This window comes from Gemmatimonadota bacterium, from assembly GCA_026706345.1.
In the GTDB taxonomy this organism is placed as follows: Bacteria; JAAXHH01; JAAXHH01; order JAAXHH01; family JAAXHH01; genus JAAXHH01.
Window position 1 is genome coordinate 92,310 of record JAPOYX010000198.1, and the last position, 16,896, is coordinate 109,205.

Annotated in this window: 15 protein-coding genes; 13 read left to right on the top strand and 2 right to left on the bottom strand. The window is 60.3% G+C overall.

From position 1 onward, the window contains the following. Positions 1-200: 200 nt before the first annotated feature. From OXG98_13540 to OXG98_13600, 13 genes are all read left to right on the top strand, one after another. Positions 201-734, top strand: a complete 534-nt coding sequence (locus tag OXG98_13540) for a metal-dependent transcriptional regulator (GenBank protein ID MCY3773025.1) — start codon at positions 201-203, stop codon at positions 732-734. Between the two features lie 297 nt (positions 735-1,031). Continuing rightward, positions 1,032-1,298: a FeoA family protein gene (locus OXG98_13545; protein MCY3773026.1), complete on the top strand. Its 267-nt coding sequence runs from the start codon at positions 1,032-1,034 to the stop codon at positions 1,296-1,298. Positions 1,299-1,466: 168 nt separating this feature from the next. Beyond that, positions 1,467-2,672 (top strand): PepSY-associated TM helix domain-containing protein, encoded by a 1,206-nt coding sequence (locus OXG98_13550; protein MCY3773027.1) that lies wholly within the window; start codon positions 1,467-1,469, stop codon positions 2,670-2,672. Next, entirely contained in the window at positions 2,641-3,042 is a 402-nt protein-coding gene (locus tag OXG98_13555) for a hypothetical protein (GenBank protein MCY3773028.1), read from the top strand. Before OXG98_13550 ends, OXG98_13555 begins: the two co-directional genes overlap by 32 nt. Positions 3,043-3,180: 138 nt before the next feature. After that, positions 3,181-5,421, top strand: coding sequence for a ferrous iron transport protein B (gene feoB, locus OXG98_13560; protein ID MCY3773029.1), 2,241 nt, complete (start codon positions 3,181-3,183; stop codon positions 5,419-5,421). A 50-nt stretch (positions 5,422-5,471) separates the two neighbouring features. Then, positions 5,472-5,663 (top strand): hypothetical protein, encoded by a 192-nt coding sequence (locus tag OXG98_13565; GenBank protein MCY3773030.1) that lies wholly within the window; start codon positions 5,472-5,474, stop codon positions 5,661-5,663. Between the two features lie 35 nt (positions 5,664-5,698). Continuing rightward, positions 5,699-6,265, top strand: a complete 567-nt coding sequence (locus OXG98_13570; protein ID MCY3773031.1) for a nitroreductase — start codon at positions 5,699-5,701, stop codon at positions 6,263-6,265. Between the two features lie 60 nt (positions 6,266-6,325). Continuing rightward, positions 6,326-6,862 carry a thioredoxin family protein gene (locus tag OXG98_13575; protein ID MCY3773032.1) on the top strand — a complete coding sequence of 179 codons (537 nt, stop codon included), beginning with the start codon at positions 6,326-6,328 and terminating at the stop codon, positions 6,860-6,862. Positions 6,863-6,869: 7 nt separating this feature from the next. After that, a complete protein-coding gene (locus OXG98_13580; GenBank protein ID MCY3773033.1) occupies positions 6,870-7,376 on the top strand; it encodes a DUF402 domain-containing protein in 507 nt (168 codons plus the stop codon). Positions 7,377-7,569: 193 nt separating this feature from the next. Next, a complete protein-coding gene (locus OXG98_13585; protein MCY3773034.1) occupies positions 7,570-8,535 on the top strand; it encodes a PhoH family protein in 966 nt (321 codons plus the stop codon). Between the two features lie 17 nt (positions 8,536-8,552). Further along, positions 8,553-9,023: an rRNA maturation RNase YbeY gene (gene ybeY, locus OXG98_13590; GenBank protein ID MCY3773035.1), complete on the top strand. Its 471-nt coding sequence runs from the start codon at positions 8,553-8,555 to the stop codon at positions 9,021-9,023. After that, positions 9,016-10,338, top strand: coding sequence for a hemolysin family protein (locus OXG98_13595; protein MCY3773036.1), 1,323 nt, complete (start codon positions 9,016-9,018; stop codon positions 10,336-10,338). The genes ybeY and OXG98_13595 overlap by 8 nt, the downstream gene beginning before the upstream one ends. Before the next feature lie 108 nt (positions 10,339-10,446). Then, positions 10,447-11,940 carry a sulfatase-like hydrolase/transferase gene (locus tag OXG98_13600; protein ID MCY3773037.1) on the top strand — a complete coding sequence of 498 codons (1,494 nt, stop codon included), beginning with the start codon at positions 10,447-10,449 and terminating at the stop codon, positions 11,938-11,940. A gap of 5 nt (positions 11,941-11,945) precedes the next feature. Here OXG98_13600 and OXG98_13605 read toward each other — a convergent pair whose 3' ends face one another. Next, the gene (locus tag OXG98_13605; GenBank protein ID MCY3773038.1) at positions 11,946-14,318 is read right to left on the bottom strand and encodes a tetratricopeptide repeat protein; all 2,373 of its coding nucleotides are present in this window, start codon (positions 14,316-14,318) and stop codon (positions 11,946-11,948) included. Positions 14,319-14,370: 52 nt separating this feature from the next. Then, on the bottom strand, positions 14,371-16,884 hold the full coding sequence (locus tag OXG98_13610) for a tetratricopeptide repeat protein (GenBank protein ID MCY3773039.1): 2,514 nt from the start codon (positions 16,882-16,884) through the stop codon (positions 14,371-14,373). Positions 16,885-16,896 lie beyond the last annotated feature (12 nt).

Sequence of the window (16,896 nt, forward strand, 5' to 3'; positions counted from 1 at the left end):
TCAACCCTGCGTAAAATCAACCGTAACACGCATTTGTGCAGCGCGCCTCCGTACGTGCACGCACGTGCCTAAAAAAACGCGGTCTGTCCACTTTTTTCTTGACAGCCCTACAAAACGTTATATTATTCGAAGCCATGTTTGAATAGCCAAACTTTTCATTGTGCCGGCAACACGATTGTTGCCATAACGAATCGGACAAAATGATGGATGTCTGGAGAGAATTCGAGCACAACGAGATCACGCACAGCGGCGCGCACTACCTGATGACGGTGCAGCAGCTGATCGAGGACCAGGGATACGCCCGGGTATCGGACGTGGCCCGGGAGATGCATATCACGCCGGGCAGTGCGTCGATCATGATCAAGTCGCTCCGGGAAAAGGGATACCTGGAAGAGGACCGGAACCGGTTCCTCAAACTCTCGGAGGAAGGGAACCGGCTGGCGCAGTCGGTATGGTCGCACCGGCAGATCCTCATCGCCTTTCTCAAGGGCGTCCTGCATATCGACGCGGAACAGGCGGAAATCGACGCGTGCAAGATCGAGCACCTAATCAGCACGACGACCGGAGAGCGGCTGCTGCTCTTCCTGCAGTTCCTCCTGTCGGACGATCCCCACGGCAGGGCGTTTCTCAAGTCCTACTGGGACGCCAACGTGCTGTCGATCTGCGACTTCGAAACCTGCGCGGTTTGCGAGGAAGTGGGCGAATGCCTGGTTATCCGATCGGAGTCGGCGTGAGGGACGTGGAAGCATTCGGTATCCTGACGGCGGGACACGCGCCGTCAGAAAACAAAAAGGGACTATCGCGACATGGCCCGGCAAGCCCGGCGATAGTCCCTGGCAGGACAGGTATAACTGTCCCTGAGGGCGGTACGGACGTACGCGACCCTCTTATTCTATAGTATAAGGAAACCGCCATGACGGGTCAATACTATAACGGGTCGATTCCGACGAAAGGGGATACTGCCTATCCGAAAAACACCTTTCAGTTCCGTAGCGAGTACCGGCATCGGACCTTCTGACGCGAGATAACCCATGCATTCCGAACTCTTTACCACCAGCACGCAAGCAAAGACTATTCGCCTGGATGAGCTGAAATCGGGCGAGAAGGCAACGATAAGGCAGATCAAGGGCACGGCGGGAGAAGAAGTACACCTGATGGAACTTGGGCTGCTCCCCGGGACAACCGTCGAATTGATCAAACGCGCACCCATGGGCGATCCGATCGAGATACGCGTTCGGAGTTACCACCTGTCCATTCGCTGCGCGGAGGCCCGTTCGGTCATGGTGGAAAGAAGTTGAACTAAAGGGTAGAAAAAAGGACTATCGGTTCGGCTGGCCGGCTCTCCCCGATAGTCCTTGGACCAGGGGGATACGTACACTTGGCGAGTACAATCCGGTCCCGGCCTGTTTTGAAATATACGCCCCCTGGCGGCCGCTGTCAATTCCACAGGTTTACCCGGGGGCTAAATGCTTCGTAAAACTATCTTCTGGATCCATCTCTCGTCGGGCGTAATCGCCGGCATTGTCATTCTGATCATGTCGGTGACCGGCGTGCTGCTCACCTTCCAGAGCCAGATCGTCGACTTCGCCAACCGGGAATACGCCACGGTCCATCCTCCCCATCCCCGTGCCGAGCGCATGGATCTAGACGTGGTGCTCGCGGCGGTCCGGAGCATCGAGCCCGAGGCGGAGCCCACCTCCGTCACCATACGTCCCGATCCGACCGAGGCGTACGTCGTGCGATACGGTCGTGCGAAAACCGTCTTCGTCGACCCCTATTCAGGGGATGTCCGGGGCGAAGGCAATATCGCCGTCCGTAATTTCCTCCGGGAAATCATGTACTGGCACCGCTGGTTCGGCGCGGAAGGCGAAAACAGGGCGGTCGCCCGCGCGGTCACAGGCGCCTGCAACCTGGCGTTCTGCCTGCTGACCATCACGGGGCTGTACATCTGGTGGCCCCGCAAGTGGACCCTGGCGGCGTTCAAGGCCGTCTTTGTCCCGAACTTCAAGACGCGCGGAAAGAGCCGGGATTTCAACTGGCACAATTCCTTCGGCATCTGGTGCCTTCCAGCCCTTTTCCTGATCTCGCTGAGCGGGGTGGTCATCTCCTATCGTTGGGCCGGTGACCTGGTCTACGCGCTCACGGGTACGGAACCCCCTCAACGGGCTGTGCAATCCGCATCGGAACCGGCAACGCCCGGGGACGAATCCGCACCGTTGCCAGCCGCTCCCTCCGAATCCTTTCTGGCCGCGGCACGAAAGCAGGTGCCGGAATGGGCGTACATCACGCTGAACCTGCCGAAGGAAGGCGCGGAAACCACCACGCTGAACGTATCTGAAATGGATAACCGCATACCGCTGACCCGCTCCACCCTTACCGTGTCCACGACAGATGCAGGGATAGTCGAATGGGTACCTTTCACCAGCCTGAACATGGGACGACAGATCCGCACCTGGCTGCGTTGGATCCATACGGGTGAAGCGGCAGGATGGTTCGGCCAGCTCATCGCGGGCGTGGCCTCCGCCGGAGGCGTGGTCCTGGTCTGGACGGGGCTCTCGTTGGCATGGAGACGTTTCCGAAGATTCAACAAAACACGGCAAGACAGGACATTCACGACAAAGGATATACCAGGAGAATCCGATGAAGAACCAAAGCTTGCTCGCACAGGATGAGGAAAACCAGACGCGGGTGTATTCGTGCCATTCCGGGCATATCCACGTCATCTACCGGCGCATCAATATCGCCCTGTCGACGGGTGAATTCCGCGAACTCCTGGACTGCGTCGTACAGACCTTCGAGTACATTCAGAAACAAAGCCCGGAGCGTATGGAATCGAAACACATCGACGTGACGTTCGACGACACGGTCGTAAAAATGCCCCTGCCCGGCTTCAGGACGTTCGTACAAGTCCTCAGACGGGCGATGACCAGTTTCCAGAGACTATCGGGTGTATACAACAAGCCCTCCGGAGTGGAAGCGGAATACATAGCCAACGGCAAGCTCATTCCGTTTGCACCCTGCAGGTACAACCAATTGAATTGACTGGTCGGCCTGGAAAGCCTGCCCGCATCGCTTTTTATTCCCTTTTAGCATGTATTGCGTTATATTTGGTCTGATCCGGGCGTGACGGTTTCCCGGTCCTATAGCGACACCGTTTCCATGCCAGAACGCTCCATGGACATGACCGAAACTACCGATACATTCACGGCGCGTGAATCCGCGTTCGACGTACTCCTCGTCGGCAACCCGAATACCGGCAAGACGTCCGTATTCAATTCTCTGACCGGGCTCCGGCAGAAAACGGGCAACTATCCCGGCGTGACCGTGGAGAAGAAGACGGGCATCGTGGCGGGGCCGGACGGCGGCACGCTTCGTCTCCACGACATGCCCGGAATGTACAGCCTTACCCCGAAGTCTCTCGACGATTCCATCGCACGGGAGGTGCTGATCGGGGAAGCGGACGAGAACCTGGACATCCGGCTCATCGTGGTTGTTGCGGACGCCTCGAATCTCAACAGGAACCTCTACCTGGTTACCCAGCTCATCGACCTCGGCATCCCCGTCGCCGTGGCCATGAACATGATGGACAACGCCGTCAGCAGCGGCGTCCACATCGATCTGGACGCACTCTCCGATCAACTGAAGGTCCCGATCGTACCCGTAATCGCTTCACGTCAACAGGGAATAGACGAGTTGCGACAGATGATGTTCGACCAGATCGGTCCGGGGGGATCGGAAACGCGGCCAGCCGGATCGCCGGAAGAGGCTGCGCAGGGATCGATCGGACCCGCCTCGGGTCCGGCCAGGGTTTCTTTCGCCGAACGGTTTCCGCGGCGGCGTCTGCTGGGCGGCCTGCTCGACGAAGCGCTCTCTCCCGCTGCGGCCTGGTTCGGAGCACACACGAAACTGAACGAGGTAGCGCAGACTTCGGAAGCACTGCGGGTGACTTCGAGCGACCAGGCGCTGCAGACGTGGATGGAAGGCCGCCAGGACGCCTCCTGCAGAGACGACCTGAAACGCATCGTGGAGCAGGTGCGGGGCAGGCTGGACGAGATACAGGTGCCCTGGCGGATGCTGGAGACCATTCTGCGGTATGACCAGATCGACGAGCTCTATTCCAAGGTCGTGCGGGAGGAACGAGATACCCAGGCCAGGCCAAGCGTCCGGCTGGACCGCGTGTTCACCCACCGGGTGGCCGGCCCCGCCATCGTACTGATCGTGTTCGCACTGGTCTTCCAGTCCATCTTCTCCTGGGCAGAAACGCCCATGACGCTCATCGAGGACGGAGTCGGCGCCCTGGGCGCCTTCGTCTACCAGTTTCTGCCGGAAGGCCTGTTGCGCAACCTGCTCGTGGACGGCGTCATTGCCGGGGTGGGCGCCGTGCTGGTCTTTCTCCCCCAGATCCTCTTTCTCTTCTTCTTCCTGGCTCTGCTCGAAGATACGGGCTACATGGCCCGCGTAGCCTTTATCATGGACCGTTTCATGAAGAGCATGGGACTGTCGGGCCATTCGGTCATGCCGCTGCTTTCGTCCTTTGCCTGCGCGATACCGGGCATCATGGCGACGCGGACGATCTCGAACTGGAAGGACCGCCTGATCACGATCATGATCGCGCCGCTGATGAGCTGCAGCGCCCGCCTGCCCGTATACATCCTGCTGATCGGCGCCTTCTTCCCGTCCATGACGATTTTGGGCGTATTCACGCTGCAGGGCCTCATGCTGTTCACCATGTACATCTTCGGGATTGTCGTCGCTATCGCCGCGGCGCTGGTGTTCAAGCGGTTTTTCATGAGGGACGCCGTTCCCACGAGTTTCGTCATGGAACTGCCGCCCTACCGGCTGCCCTCCCTCAAGTGGGTTTTGCTGCAAATGTTCGAACGGGCGAAGGTCTTCGTGACGGAGGCGGGCCAGATCATACTGGCCATATCGGTCGTCCTCTGGTTCCTCGCCTCGTACCCGCAACCCGACGACTACGATACCATGTCGTCCAGGTCGCGCATACAACAGAGTTACGCCGGCCAGCTCGGCCAGCTGATCGAACCGGCCATCGAGCCCCTCGGGTTCGACTGGAAGGTGGGTATCGGCCTCATCACGTCCTTCGTCGCCAGGGAAGTGCTGGTCAGCACCATGGCCACGATCTACAACGTGGAGGAGGCCGACGAGACCTCGGTCGATCTCCGAACGTCGCTCCAGAACGAGGTGGATCCGGAAACGGGCGAGCGGGTATACACACCGCTTGTGGCGGTCGCCCTCATGGTGTTCTTCGCCCTGGCCTGCCAGTGCATGGCCACGGTCGCCATCGTGAAGCGGGAGACCAGCAGTTGGCGATGGCCCATCGTCATGATCGCGTACATGACCGCCCTGGCCTATATCGGATCTTTCGTTGTCTACCAGGGAGGATTGCTCCTGGGATACGGGTAGCTGCCATCGGATCGTTTGGCATTTAACCGTTCCGTCGTTATCTTGTCATCATGGATCTTCAAACCCTGATCGTTGCCATAACCGTTGGAATCGCGGCCGCGTTTGTCGTTCGCACCTTCACGCGGCAGTTCACGTCCCGGGGCCGGAAGGGATGCGCAAGCTGCAGCCACGGCGGCTCGGGCGGCCAGCCAGGCGCATCGCGGGATGGCGATCTGATACAGGTGGAATCGATCCGGGAATAGCTTCAGTCCACAAACGCAGATCGACACCAGACCACATGTCCGTACTCGATACAATCCGGAACAGACGGTCGATTTACGAATTCAGGACGGAACCGGTCCCCCGGGAAGTGATCGCCCGTGTGCTCGAAACGGCCGTGTGGGCGCCGAACCACAAGCTGACGGAACCCTGGCGCTTCCTGGTCGTCACGGGGAAGACCAAGGAGGCCCTGGCGACCATCTACTGCAAGATCCAGCGTGAAAAAACGAAGTCGGACGACTCCGGTATCCTGCGGAAGGCCACTGAAAAGGGTTATGCCAAGATCATGTCCAAGCCCGCCGTCATCGGCGTGGTCTGCAAGAAGGACGAGGACGCCTTCCGCGCGCGCGAGGACTATGCCGCCACCTGCTGCGCTATTCACAACATCGCGCTGGCCGCCTGGGAAGAGGGCATCGGCATGCAGTGGAGCACGGGAGGGCTTATCCGGGATCCCGAGACGCTGGAACTGCTGAAAATCGATTCACGTGAAGAAGAAATCATCGGATTCCTCTACACAGGTTATCCGGCGCAGGTCCCCGCCCAGAAAAGAATACCCGCCGCCGAACGAACCGAATGGTTCGGCTGACGCATCCATAGACTTCTTCCATAGGACAAATACGCAACCTCGAAACACCCTGGAGCCGCCATGTCCGTAGTTTCCGAAGTTCGATTCGCATCGGGATTCCACTGGGAAGACTACATGCGGAACAGCGAGAAGAATCTCGAAAGGTTCAATGAAAATTACGAGAAAGCAAACCTGGATCCGGAGGATGCGCGGTTCCTCGCCTCCATCACGACGCCCTTGAAGGTGCTCATCCTCGCGGAGGACTGGTGCGGCGACGTGGTGCAAAGCCTTCCACCCATCGTCCGCATGTTGGAGCAGAGCCCGGCCATCGCGTACCGGATCTTCCGCAGGGACGAGAACCTGGACATCATGGACCGGTATCTCACTGACGGTTCCAGGGCCATTCCCTATCTCGTCTTTATGGACGACGGCCTGAACGAGGTGGCCCGGTGGGGACCACGCCCGGACGAATGCCAGGCGATCATGCGGGACAACAAGGGCAGGATCCCCATGGAAGACATCTACCCCCGCATCCGTTCCTGGTACAGGCAACACGGGAACGGCCCGCTCGTGACGGAAATCCGGGGCGTCCTCGAACGAATCAAGCGGACCGCATGATCCTTCCATGGCCGAAACCGTCACGGAAATCAAGCACAACACTGGCAAGCCCGACCAGTCCTTCTCGTGCCGCCTGCTCTACCACGGGGGCAGCCGCATGGTGATTTCCTACCGGTCCACCCGGGAATACCGGCAGGGGGACATCCGGATTCCCCCGGGCACGCTGACCCTGGCCTATTACGAAGAAGGACTGCCCCACATCCTGTGGAAGATGATCGGACCGGACGGAAGCCTCGTCGGGCACTACGTACACCTCTGCGACCGGGTACGGATCGGACCGGACCACGTTGAGTATGACGACCAGTTGCTTGACCTGTGGTTCTTTCCGGACGGCGGCTGCCGCGTGCTGGACGAGGACGAACTGCGGCAGGCCGCTGACAACGGACTGATCGAACCTGATACGGCGGATCGCGTAAGGACAACTGCCGGGGATGTCGTGCGCCGTATCCACACGATCACGGCGGATTTCGACGCGCTGCTCGACAGCCGCGGACTTGCTCAGCACGCCAGCTAGCTCCCTGTATACACCATACACGCCAGCCGTTCCAAGGAGCGTTGCGGCCGGTTTTCGTCCACCGTAATCTACTTGACAGACAACGGTTTTTTTCGTAAGTTCAAAGTACCGGAAATACGGTGAAACAGATGCCTGTCCGACGCAGTGGAAACAGGTGGTCGAATCTCACCGTACAAGTTCAACCTGCCAATTTATGCCATCATTGAAAAACACGGTTACGCATCGCTTATCGGCTAAGGGCATCGATCCCCTCGCGCTCTACGGCCAGTACGATTCCAGGCTGCGCGCCATAGAGAGTGAATTCGACGCCAAAATCACCGCCCGGGGCGAAGAAGTCGTGATCACGGGCAAAGCGGAAGAAGTCAGGCAGATCACCAATGTGCTGCGCGAGATGATCAAGTCTGTCCAGCAGGGCCGAACGCGCGAAGTGGACGATATCATCCGGGCAACCAGGACCGAAAAGAAAAACGGTGAAGAATCCGGCTCGTACTCCGGTGAATCGATCGAAGTGCTGTCCCGGCGGGAACGGATCCGGGCGCGGAGTCCCAACCAGCAGGAGTACGTGGACCAGGTCCGGAAATGCGATATCGTGTTTTCCATCGGGCCCGCCGGTACGGGTAAGACCTACCTGGCGGTAGCCATGGCCATCTCGGCCCTACGCAGGGGAGAGGTCGATCGGATCGTATTGGCGCGGCCGGCCGTGGAAGCGGGCGAAAGCCTCGGGTTTCTTCCCGGCGATCCGAGGGAAAAGGTCGACCCGTACCTCAAGCCCCTCTATGACGCGCTGCACGACATGATCCCGAACCACAAGGCCGGACGTCTCATCGAAGACGGGACCATCGAGATCATTGCCATGGCGTATATGCGAGGCCGTACGCTGAACAACGCCTTCGTGATCCTCGACGAGGCCCAGAACACGACGACGGCGCAGATGAAGATGTTCCTGACCCGCCTGGGCGCCAATTCCAAGGCGATCATCACCGGCGATATCACCCAGATCGATCTGCCCGAGGACAAGGTTTCCGGACTGGTTCACGTCCAGGAGGTGCTGGCGGACATCCGGGGCATCGCCTTCGTATACCTGACGGATAAGGACGTGGTCAGGCACCGGCTCGTTCAGGACATCATCAAGGCCTATGAACGGCATGAGAACCCCTAAGTCCGTTTGCTTTCATCTTGACTGTTGAAATCGAAACCACCCTGCCCGCGCTGGACGTGCCGCGCGAGGCGCTCTGCAGTGCCGTTTGCCGGGTACTTCAGGGGGAAGGCCGAGACCATGCGGCCGTGACCGTGGTACTGGTCGACGACCCCTACATCCGGCGGTTGAATCACAAGTATCGCCATCTGGATCGCGCGACGGACGTGCTGTCGTTCAACCTGGACGACGGTACCGGGCTCGACAGGGAAGCACTGGGCGACGTGTACATTTCCGTCGACCGGGCCCGGGACCAGGCCGGCCGTTATCATGTGTCCCTGGACGACGAGTTGCACCGGCTCGTGGTTCACGGGTGTCTGCACCTGCTGGGCTATGACCACCACAACGCTTCGGAACGCAAAGTGATGCGGGAGAAGGAGCGGGTCTACTCGGCGGCCGAGGACGCCGGCGGGAATTCGGATGGTCACATAGGAGAAAAGCGTCGTGGATGACGACATTCCCCTATTGGTCGAATGGCTGATCCTGACCGGCTGTACTATTTACGCCATGCTCCTGACCGGAGCGGAATCCGCGTTTTCCAGCCTGCCCAAAACCACGCTTCAGGAACTCAAGGCCGCCCACGAAGGCGGACAATCCAGCCGCGTTACCCGGTGGCTCGACAACCAGGAACGCCTGTTTACCACCCTGCTCATCGGAAAAACCATCACCACGGCCGGCGTCGTCATCTCCGTGGTGGCCCTGGCCCTGACGCCGCCGCTTACCGACTCCTTCGGCTCGACCCTCACGCTGACTATCTCCGGACTGTTCGCCATCGGGCTGTTGCTGGTCCTGATCGAGTGGCTTCCGCGACTCCTCGTGTCCCGGTACTCCGACCTGACCGTTCGCGTTTCCGCCGTACTGGTCCTCGTCAGCTACTGGCTGTTCTGGCCGCTGATCACGCCGCTGCTCGTGCTGAACCTGCGCATGGCGCGCGCGGGACTCTTCAGCAGCGGCCGCAATCCCTACTGGCTCGACGACGAACTGCACCGGGTACTCGAACTCGAAGAGACCCGCGAACTGAAGCCCGACGACAAGGAGATGATCAGCAGCATCATCGAAATGCACGACACCAGCGTACGGGAAGTGATGGTGCCGCGGGTCGACATGGTGTGCGCGGAAAAATCCCGTCCCATTCCGGAACTGCTCGAGCTCATCCGCGAGATGGGCCATTCGAGGATTCCGATCTACGGCGATTCCGTCGACGATATCGTGGGGGTGGCCTACGCCAAAGACCTGCTTCAGCTAAGCGACGATCCTGAAGGAGAGAAGGAGCTGGAAGACCTGCTTCGCCCGCCCTACGTCGTGCCGGAAACCAAAAAAGCCGCCGAGCTGCTGAAGGAGTTCCAGCAGGAAAAGATCCACCTGGCCATCGTCGTGGACGAACACGGGACGACCGCGGGCCTGGTGACCCTGGAAGACCTGCTCGAGGAGATCGTGGGGGAGATCCAGGACGAATACGACGACGAGGATCCGATGTACGAGGCGCTGTCGGGCGGCTCGTTCCTCGTCCACGCCCGGCTCAATATAGATACGCTGAACGACATCCTCGACCTGGATATCACGCCGGACGGTTTCGAGACCGTCGGCGGCCTGGTTTTCAACGAACTCGGCCGGGTGCCCGAACCCGGCGAGGCCGTGCCGTTCCGGAATTTCCGGATCGTGGTGCGCGAGGTGGAGGGACAGCGGATCATCAAGGCGGTGGTCAGCCGCCTGCAGCCTCGATCCGAAGAAGGCGGGACCGATTCGATGGAGGACCGGGTGGCGTAGCATCTGCCGGATGTCTCTCGGGCGGGCGGGCCGACCCGGCATGCGTCCATCGGGTTCGTCACGTATCACGTATACACCCTTATCCCCCGCCACGACGGGAGTCCATGGATGGCCGCGGACCGCCCCAACATCATCCTCATCATGACCGACCAGCAGCGGGTCGATACGATCCGCGGCTGGGACAATCCCCACATGATCACCCCGGCCCACGACAGGCTGGCCGCCGAAGGGGTTTCCTTCCGGGAGGCCTACTGTCCGGGCGCCACCTGCGTGGCCTCGCGGGCCGCCGTCTTCACCGGCATGTACCCCCATAACACGGGCGTCTACAGTTTCCAGCCCTGGGGAGGCCACCGCAACTGGGTGCAGGACCTGGCTGAGGCCGGCTACTGGTGCGCCAGCGTTGGCAAGATGCATTTCATGCCCAGAGACATCCCCGGCGGGTTTCACGAGCGGATCGTCGTCGAAAACCCGACCAGCATGAGCCTGGCCGGCGGCGGCGCGGACGACGACTGGGGCCGCTACATGACCTTCCACGGCGTGGAACGGCCCAACGACCGCCACCTGACGGACCCCGACTGGTGGACCAGGCTGCAGGGCGTGCCGTGGCACGAGGAAGAGCGGTTCCACAGCGACGTCTTCATTGGAAACTCGGCCCTCAACTGGATCCGCAGCCACCGCGGCGACAGGCCCTTCTTCCTCGAAATCGGATTTACGGGTCCCCACGAACCCTGGGACCCGCTCCCCCGTCACCTGAGCCTGTACGACGATGTCGAGATACCCATGCCGGTAACCCGGGAGAACGAACTGGCGGAAAAGCCGCCCCAGCAGGAAGCGCTGAAGAAGATGTTCTCCACGGCCGGCCACGAGTCCGGCATCAACATGTACCTGGCCAACGATGAACGCATCGACCGCATGCGCCGGCACTACTACGCCAAGGTGACTACGGTGGACGAGAAGATGGGGGAAATCCTGGACGCCCTGGAGGAAAGGGGCTACCTGGACAACGCCCTGGTCATCTTCTGCTCGGACCACGGCGAGAACCTGGGCGACCACGCCCTGGCCTACAAGTGGCTGATGTACGACACCATCACCCACATCCCCCTCATCATCCGCTACCCGGACCGCCGGCGCCGGGGCGACCACGTAAGCGACCTGGTCTCCCTCATGGACCTGGGTCCCACCATCCTCGAGGCGGCCGGCGTGCCGGTCCCCACCTACTTGGAAGGGCGGTCCTTACAGCCCTATGCCGACCCGGACTCCTCCGTCACGCCGCGGGACTACGTCTTCTGCGAGGACAACTACCAGATCATGATGCGCAGCCCGGTCCACAAGATGGTATACTACATTGGCCAGGAGGAGGGCGAGCTATACGACCTGGTGGCCGATCCCGGGGAGCTGTGGAACCGGTGGTCCGACAGCCGCTACGGGGCAGTCAAGGCCAGGATGAAAGAAGACCTGCTGGAGTGGCTGGCGGCCAGCAACTACTGGCACGCCGGTTACAAGCGGGATCGCTCCGCGCAGTATGCCGTGCGCTGGCCCACCGACGACAACGTCAACCTCCAGGGCCCGCCCGCGGAGGATGCGGAGAAGCCGGGGTTTTAGTCCCTTCATCCCCGGACCACGATAAATTCAACCGTCTTCTTATCCGTCCGCTCCGAGTGTAGATCCGTGACGGTCAGGGTCAGCGTGTACGTACCGGGCTCCAGGTCCTCCGTTACGATCGACGTGTACCCGTAGTCGTCCGCCGACGTACCGCCGTCTTCGAAGGCCACGTAGGTCGATTGTTCATCGGATCGCTGGCTGACCAGACGTCCCAGCGCGGTGAGGAATCTCAGGAGGACATTGCGCCCGGGTTCCCTTGCGGCGATTTCCAACTCCGAACGAAAACTCGTTCTGCCCGCGGCATCTCGCGTCAGGTTGTAGATCTCGTAATAGAGGAAAACCGGCGTCGAAGGAGCATAAAGTCGTGCGGGGTGAGGCGTGATATGCAGGCCGTTCCGCACGAGCAGACCCGTACCTTCCGTGGGAACGATGGACGCGGCGAGCTTGATGTCACTCAACAAAACCCGGTCTGCATTGTAGTCCGAGATATCGAGCGGCGCCGTATAGATGCCGAACTTCCGCGAAAGCGAATCCCGAAGAGCTACCGCGGACCGATAGGCTCCGGGCGGCGCACGGAACCGGAAAGCACCCGTACTGAGCTGCAGTTTTTCCTGCTCGGATGCGGGGCGGCGCAAGGGTCCCATTTGAAAAGGTGTGCCCTGAACAAAATTGAAGTCCTGGTCCTGGAGGGCGATCCGACCTGACAGCCAGGTTCGTTCGCCAAGGCCGTCAGCCACGTTTCCCAACTGGGCTGAAGGAACGCTGTAAGCCACTTCGACGTCGGCCTGATCTCCGGTTCCCTTGAAAGAAGCCATCTGATATACGAAGTTGAGCGGATCTCCGCCGTAATCGTGGCGATGGAATTCGGGCACTTTTCTGATCAGTTCCTCGGCCTGTTTTCGCGGCGTATTCAGGAAGTTGTACGCGAGCCGGTTCGTCGTGCCGAAATTGGTCGCCCGATCAGGCAGGTCAATCACCTGAAGCGGGTGGTCGAAAACCATTGAATTACGCTGGTCGGTGAAGAATATCTCCAGGCCGAAGGGGACATAGACCCAGCTTTCGGTAGGGAAAGCCACCGACTTGGTCGCGCGGCCGGCCCTTGCGCTGAATTCGCCGAAATCCTGATTGGGAGCCCCGGTGTTTACTTCCATGTTGACGCGTTGCCGGCTGACATCGCGGATCATGTCCACGTCCCGGTTCCCCGTGGGGAATATCGCGTTCACCACGTCCTCCCCCGATTTCAAAATGAAATGCTGCCGGTCGTCCGGATGACCGAAGCGAACATAGATCTCGCCGCGGCGGTCCCAGGGATCCTTGCCTTTTGAAAAGTGCAGCCTGGAAAATATCATCCTCCGGTAATGTTCCACCAGACGTTCGTTGATCCGGGTTGTGGGATCAGGATCGCGGGCCGCCCAGTAGGTCCTCCACAGCTTCTCCCTTTCCTGCACCGACGCTTCGCGGTATGCTTTGGCTTCGTCCGGCGACGCCACACCGGAAAGATCCCTGTAGAGGGCGACCTTTTCGGGATCGATATCCGACAGGACCGCCACGTACCGCCTCATGGCGTGGTACGCGCGTTCGTGCTGGTCCCGGGCATGATAGTGGTAGGCTTCGAGTTGTCCCGACAGCCCTGCGACAAGTGGATTGGCCTGGACACCCTGCGACTCGGCGACCTGTTGCAGCAACGCGTATCCCCGGTGAAAGTCCTTTAACTGTATCGCGCAGAAGGCCAGGCGGTAGAGCGCGTCGTCGTGCTCCGGATTCACGGAGGCCTGCCTGAAGTACCAGTCCAATGCGGTTTCGGGCTCGTCCCTGTCCGCTTCGTAGGCGAACCCCAGTCGAAAGTAAGCGTCCGGATGCTCCGGATTCAACTCGACGGCGCGCCGGTAAGACTCGTCCCGGATCTTTAATTCCCTCTCGGCCGCCCGTGGCCGGAACGTCGCCAGCCTGATCCTTCCATACGTGCGTCCTCGGTAGTAGTAAACATCCGCGTTATCCGGCACCAGTTTCCCTGCATCGTCCAAGACCTCTCTCGCGTCATTCTTCTTGTCTTTGAGGATGTATACGCGGGCCAGTTGGATGAGGCTTTCAACGGATGCGCTGTCGATCTTCAGCGCCTCCTTTACCGCCTTCTCGGCCTCGTCATACCTGCTCTGCGCGTCCAGGACCCGGCTCAGCCAGTAGTGGGCATCCGCGGATCCGGGCTGTTTATCCAGCAGGTCCCGCAGCGTGGCTTCCGCCCGTTCATAGTCACCCGCGCCAAACTGTTCCCTGGCCCGTTCCATCGGGGCCTCGCTCTCCTGTGCCGCTACAGCGCCAGGCAACATACCGCCGAGCATGAGGCCCAGAAACAGGGAAACCGTTCTCAGGTTCGTCATGAATCCGCCGTCCTCGAGCAGTCGAGATGAGTGTAGGAATTGAGTGCCGGGCCTAGTTCCTGTCCGTGGAGAATTCCGCAACCCGATCGTTGGTCACGACAAACACCTTGGTCCGCGCGGCGGTTTGACCGGAATGCAGGTCTTTGACGCGAACCGTCATTTCATAGGCGCCGGTGGGGGTGGCGCCCGTGTCGATGGAAGTGTAACTGTACTCGTCCGGGCGGTTGCCTTCGTTCTCGAATACGATGAGTACGGACTGTTCGCTGTCGGACCGCCGCACCAGCCGGTCTATCCCCTTCAGAACACGCCAGAAGAGGTTCCGCGGCCGGTCTTTGTGTTTCACTTCCAGCTCCACCTGGTACGAAGACCGCCCCGATTCATCCAGGGCAAGATTGTATATCTCGTAGTAGAAATGAACGGGGTCTGTGCGCTGGTAGAGGCGTGCCGGATTGGGTACGATTTCAAGCCCGTTGCGTATGAAGGGGCCGTCGGCCGAATCGGCCGGTGCGATGGAGACGGCCAGCTTGATATCGCTCAGCATCAACGCGGCGCCTGTGTACCCGGGAACGGTGTACTCCTGTTCGAATATTCCAATGCGCCGGGTGGCTTCGTCCCGGATCTCTATGGCGGCGCGGTAGCGGCCAGCAGGCGACTCCATGTCCATCATGCCCGTGTGCAGTTCGATGCCCACCTCCTTAGCCGAAACGGATACGGGTGGTCGATCGATGGGTCCGATACGCCTGGAGGTCTGGGCTACGCGGTTGTAATCCTTATCCTGAAACACCATATGGCTGTCCAACCACGTGCGCATGCCCTTCCCGTCCTCCGCCGTTTCCAGCTGTTCGGCCGGAACCATATAGGAGATCTCTACTTCGGCCAGGTCGTCGTCCCCCTTATAGGATACGATGTCGTACATGAATCGCAGCGGCCCGCCGCCGTAGTCGAACGCATAAGACTCCGGCGTCTTTTTCATCAGCTCGGCCGCGATGCGCCGGGGATGATACTTGTCCTGGACGACGGCTTCCGTGATGTTCGTCTCGTGCACTTGCAGCGGATAGTCATACTTCCCGACCCCTACCTGATCGACGAAAAACAGTTCGAGGTCGTGCTCGAGGTATACCCAGCTCTCGGCGAGGAAACCCAGCGCCTGTGCTTTCGCGGATTTGGGCGGGAAGTAGTTGAAGCTTGTAACACGGTGTTCTTCCAGTTCGGGCAGGTAATCCCCCGCATCGGGATCGCGCGTGCTGCGCGTTGTCGGATCGCTCCACTCCATACCGGCGTTGTCGATCTTCAGACGGTATCGCCACATGAAGTTGCGTTCCCGGATCGCATCGATACGGGCGTCGCCGGTCGGCTGGTAGTTCTTCAGGGCGTTCTCGCCGGTCTGCATGATGAAATGCTGCCGATCGTCGGGTTCCCCGTAACGAATGTAGATACCGCCCCGGCGATCCCATGGCTGCTGCCCCCCCGCGAAATGTTCCCGCGCATGCATGACCCGCCGGTAGTGTTCCACCAGCCGCTCGTTCACGGGCGTGGCCGGCTGGGGATCGCGGGCCGCCCAGAACCGGCGTCTGAATTCCGCTTTTTCTTCTTCAGATTCCAGCTTTTCGTATTGCCGGTATTCCTCCTCCGAAGCCACGTAGACGAGGTCCGTGTAATGCGCCCGTTCCTCCGGTTCCGCCTTGGCCAGGAATTCCTCGTAGGCCTCATCCGCTTCGGCGAATCGATTCTGAGACTGCAGCATCGAGGCCTTGAGTTTGTTGATCATCGTGTGAACATAGTCCGGCACGTCGCCGCTGTGGGCCTCGGCCACCTGCGTCAGCAGATCGATGCCTTCCTGGTACTGCTTGAGCAGGTAACTGCATCTCTCCAGGTGGTAAAGCGCATCCCGGTGATCGGGCTTTATCATAAGCTGCCGGTAGAAGAGGGCCAGCGCCTTCTTGTAATCCCGTGAAGGATTTTCGTAGGACAGTCCCAACTGGTAGTAGGCGTCGGGGTGCAGCGGATTCGCCGCCGCCGCCCGGCTGAAGGATCTCCGGGCCTGCAGGACGTAAAGTGGAGCCGCGGGATCTCTCTTGCTCTGCGTCATGTACGCGATCCCGAGCATGTAATGCACCTCGGAATACTCCGGATCGTAGCGGAGGGCCTGCTTAAGGCTCTTGCGCGCGTCGACCAGGCGGTTCTTCATGCGCATGTACGTCCGACCCAGCGCAAAGTGCACATCCGGGTTCTTCCGGTCGTGGCGAACGGCGATTCGCAGCTGTTTCGCCGATTCTCTGTCGTCGCCGAGTTCATAATGGGCGACGCCAAGCCAGTAGCGGGCTTCACCGGACCTGGACTTGAGGCGGACCGCCTCCTCGAAGACCGTTTTCGCCTCCTCGAATTTCCGCTGGTCGTAGAGGGACCTGCCCTTCTCCAGGAGGGACTCCAGGGAACGGACGGACTCCGGTTCCGACTGCGCTTCCGACGACGTCCTGACTACGATGGGACTCAGCAGGCAGCAGGACAGCAGGATTCCAGCGATGATCGTGCGACCCGGGAGCGGCCGCGAAGACAGGGCGGACATAATCTCGGAGGT

Coding starts and splice junctions, on each gene's coding strand:
- feoB (MCY3773029.1), top strand. CDS start 3,181: ATGACCGAAACTACCGATACATTCACGGCGCGTGAATCCGCGTTCGAC.
- OXG98_13545 (MCY3773026.1), top strand. CDS start 1,032: ATGCATTCCGAACTCTTTACCACCAGCACGCAAGCAAAGACTATTCGC.
- OXG98_13585 (MCY3773034.1), top strand. CDS start 7,570: ATGCCATCATTGAAAAACACGGTTACGCATCGCTTATCGGCTAAGGGC.
- OXG98_13580 (MCY3773033.1), top strand. CDS start 6,870: ATGGCCGAAACCGTCACGGAAATCAAGCACAACACTGGCAAGCCCGAC.
- OXG98_13565 (MCY3773030.1), top strand. CDS start 5,472: ATGGATCTTCAAACCCTGATCGTTGCCATAACCGTTGGAATCGCGGCC.
- OXG98_13570 (MCY3773031.1), top strand. CDS start 5,699: ATGTCCGTACTCGATACAATCCGGAACAGACGGTCGATTTACGAATTC.
- OXG98_13605 (MCY3773038.1), bottom strand. CDS start 14,318: ATGACGAACCTGAGAACGGTTTCCCTGTTTCTGGGCCTCATGCTCGGC.
- OXG98_13550 (MCY3773027.1), top strand. CDS start 1,467: ATGCTTCGTAAAACTATCTTCTGGATCCATCTCTCGTCGGGCGTAATC.
- OXG98_13575 (MCY3773032.1), top strand. CDS start 6,326: ATGTCCGTAGTTTCCGAAGTTCGATTCGCATCGGGATTCCACTGGGAA.
- OXG98_13610 (MCY3773039.1), bottom strand. CDS start 16,884: ATGTCCGCCCTGTCTTCGCGGCCGCTCCCGGGTCGCACGATCATCGCT.
- OXG98_13555 (MCY3773028.1), top strand. CDS start 2,641: ATGAAGAACCAAAGCTTGCTCGCACAGGATGAGGAAAACCAGACGCGG.
- OXG98_13600 (MCY3773037.1), top strand. CDS start 10,447: ATGGCCGCGGACCGCCCCAACATCATCCTCATCATGACCGACCAGCAG.
- OXG98_13540 (MCY3773025.1), top strand. CDS start 201: ATGATGGATGTCTGGAGAGAATTCGAGCACAACGAGATCACGCACAGC.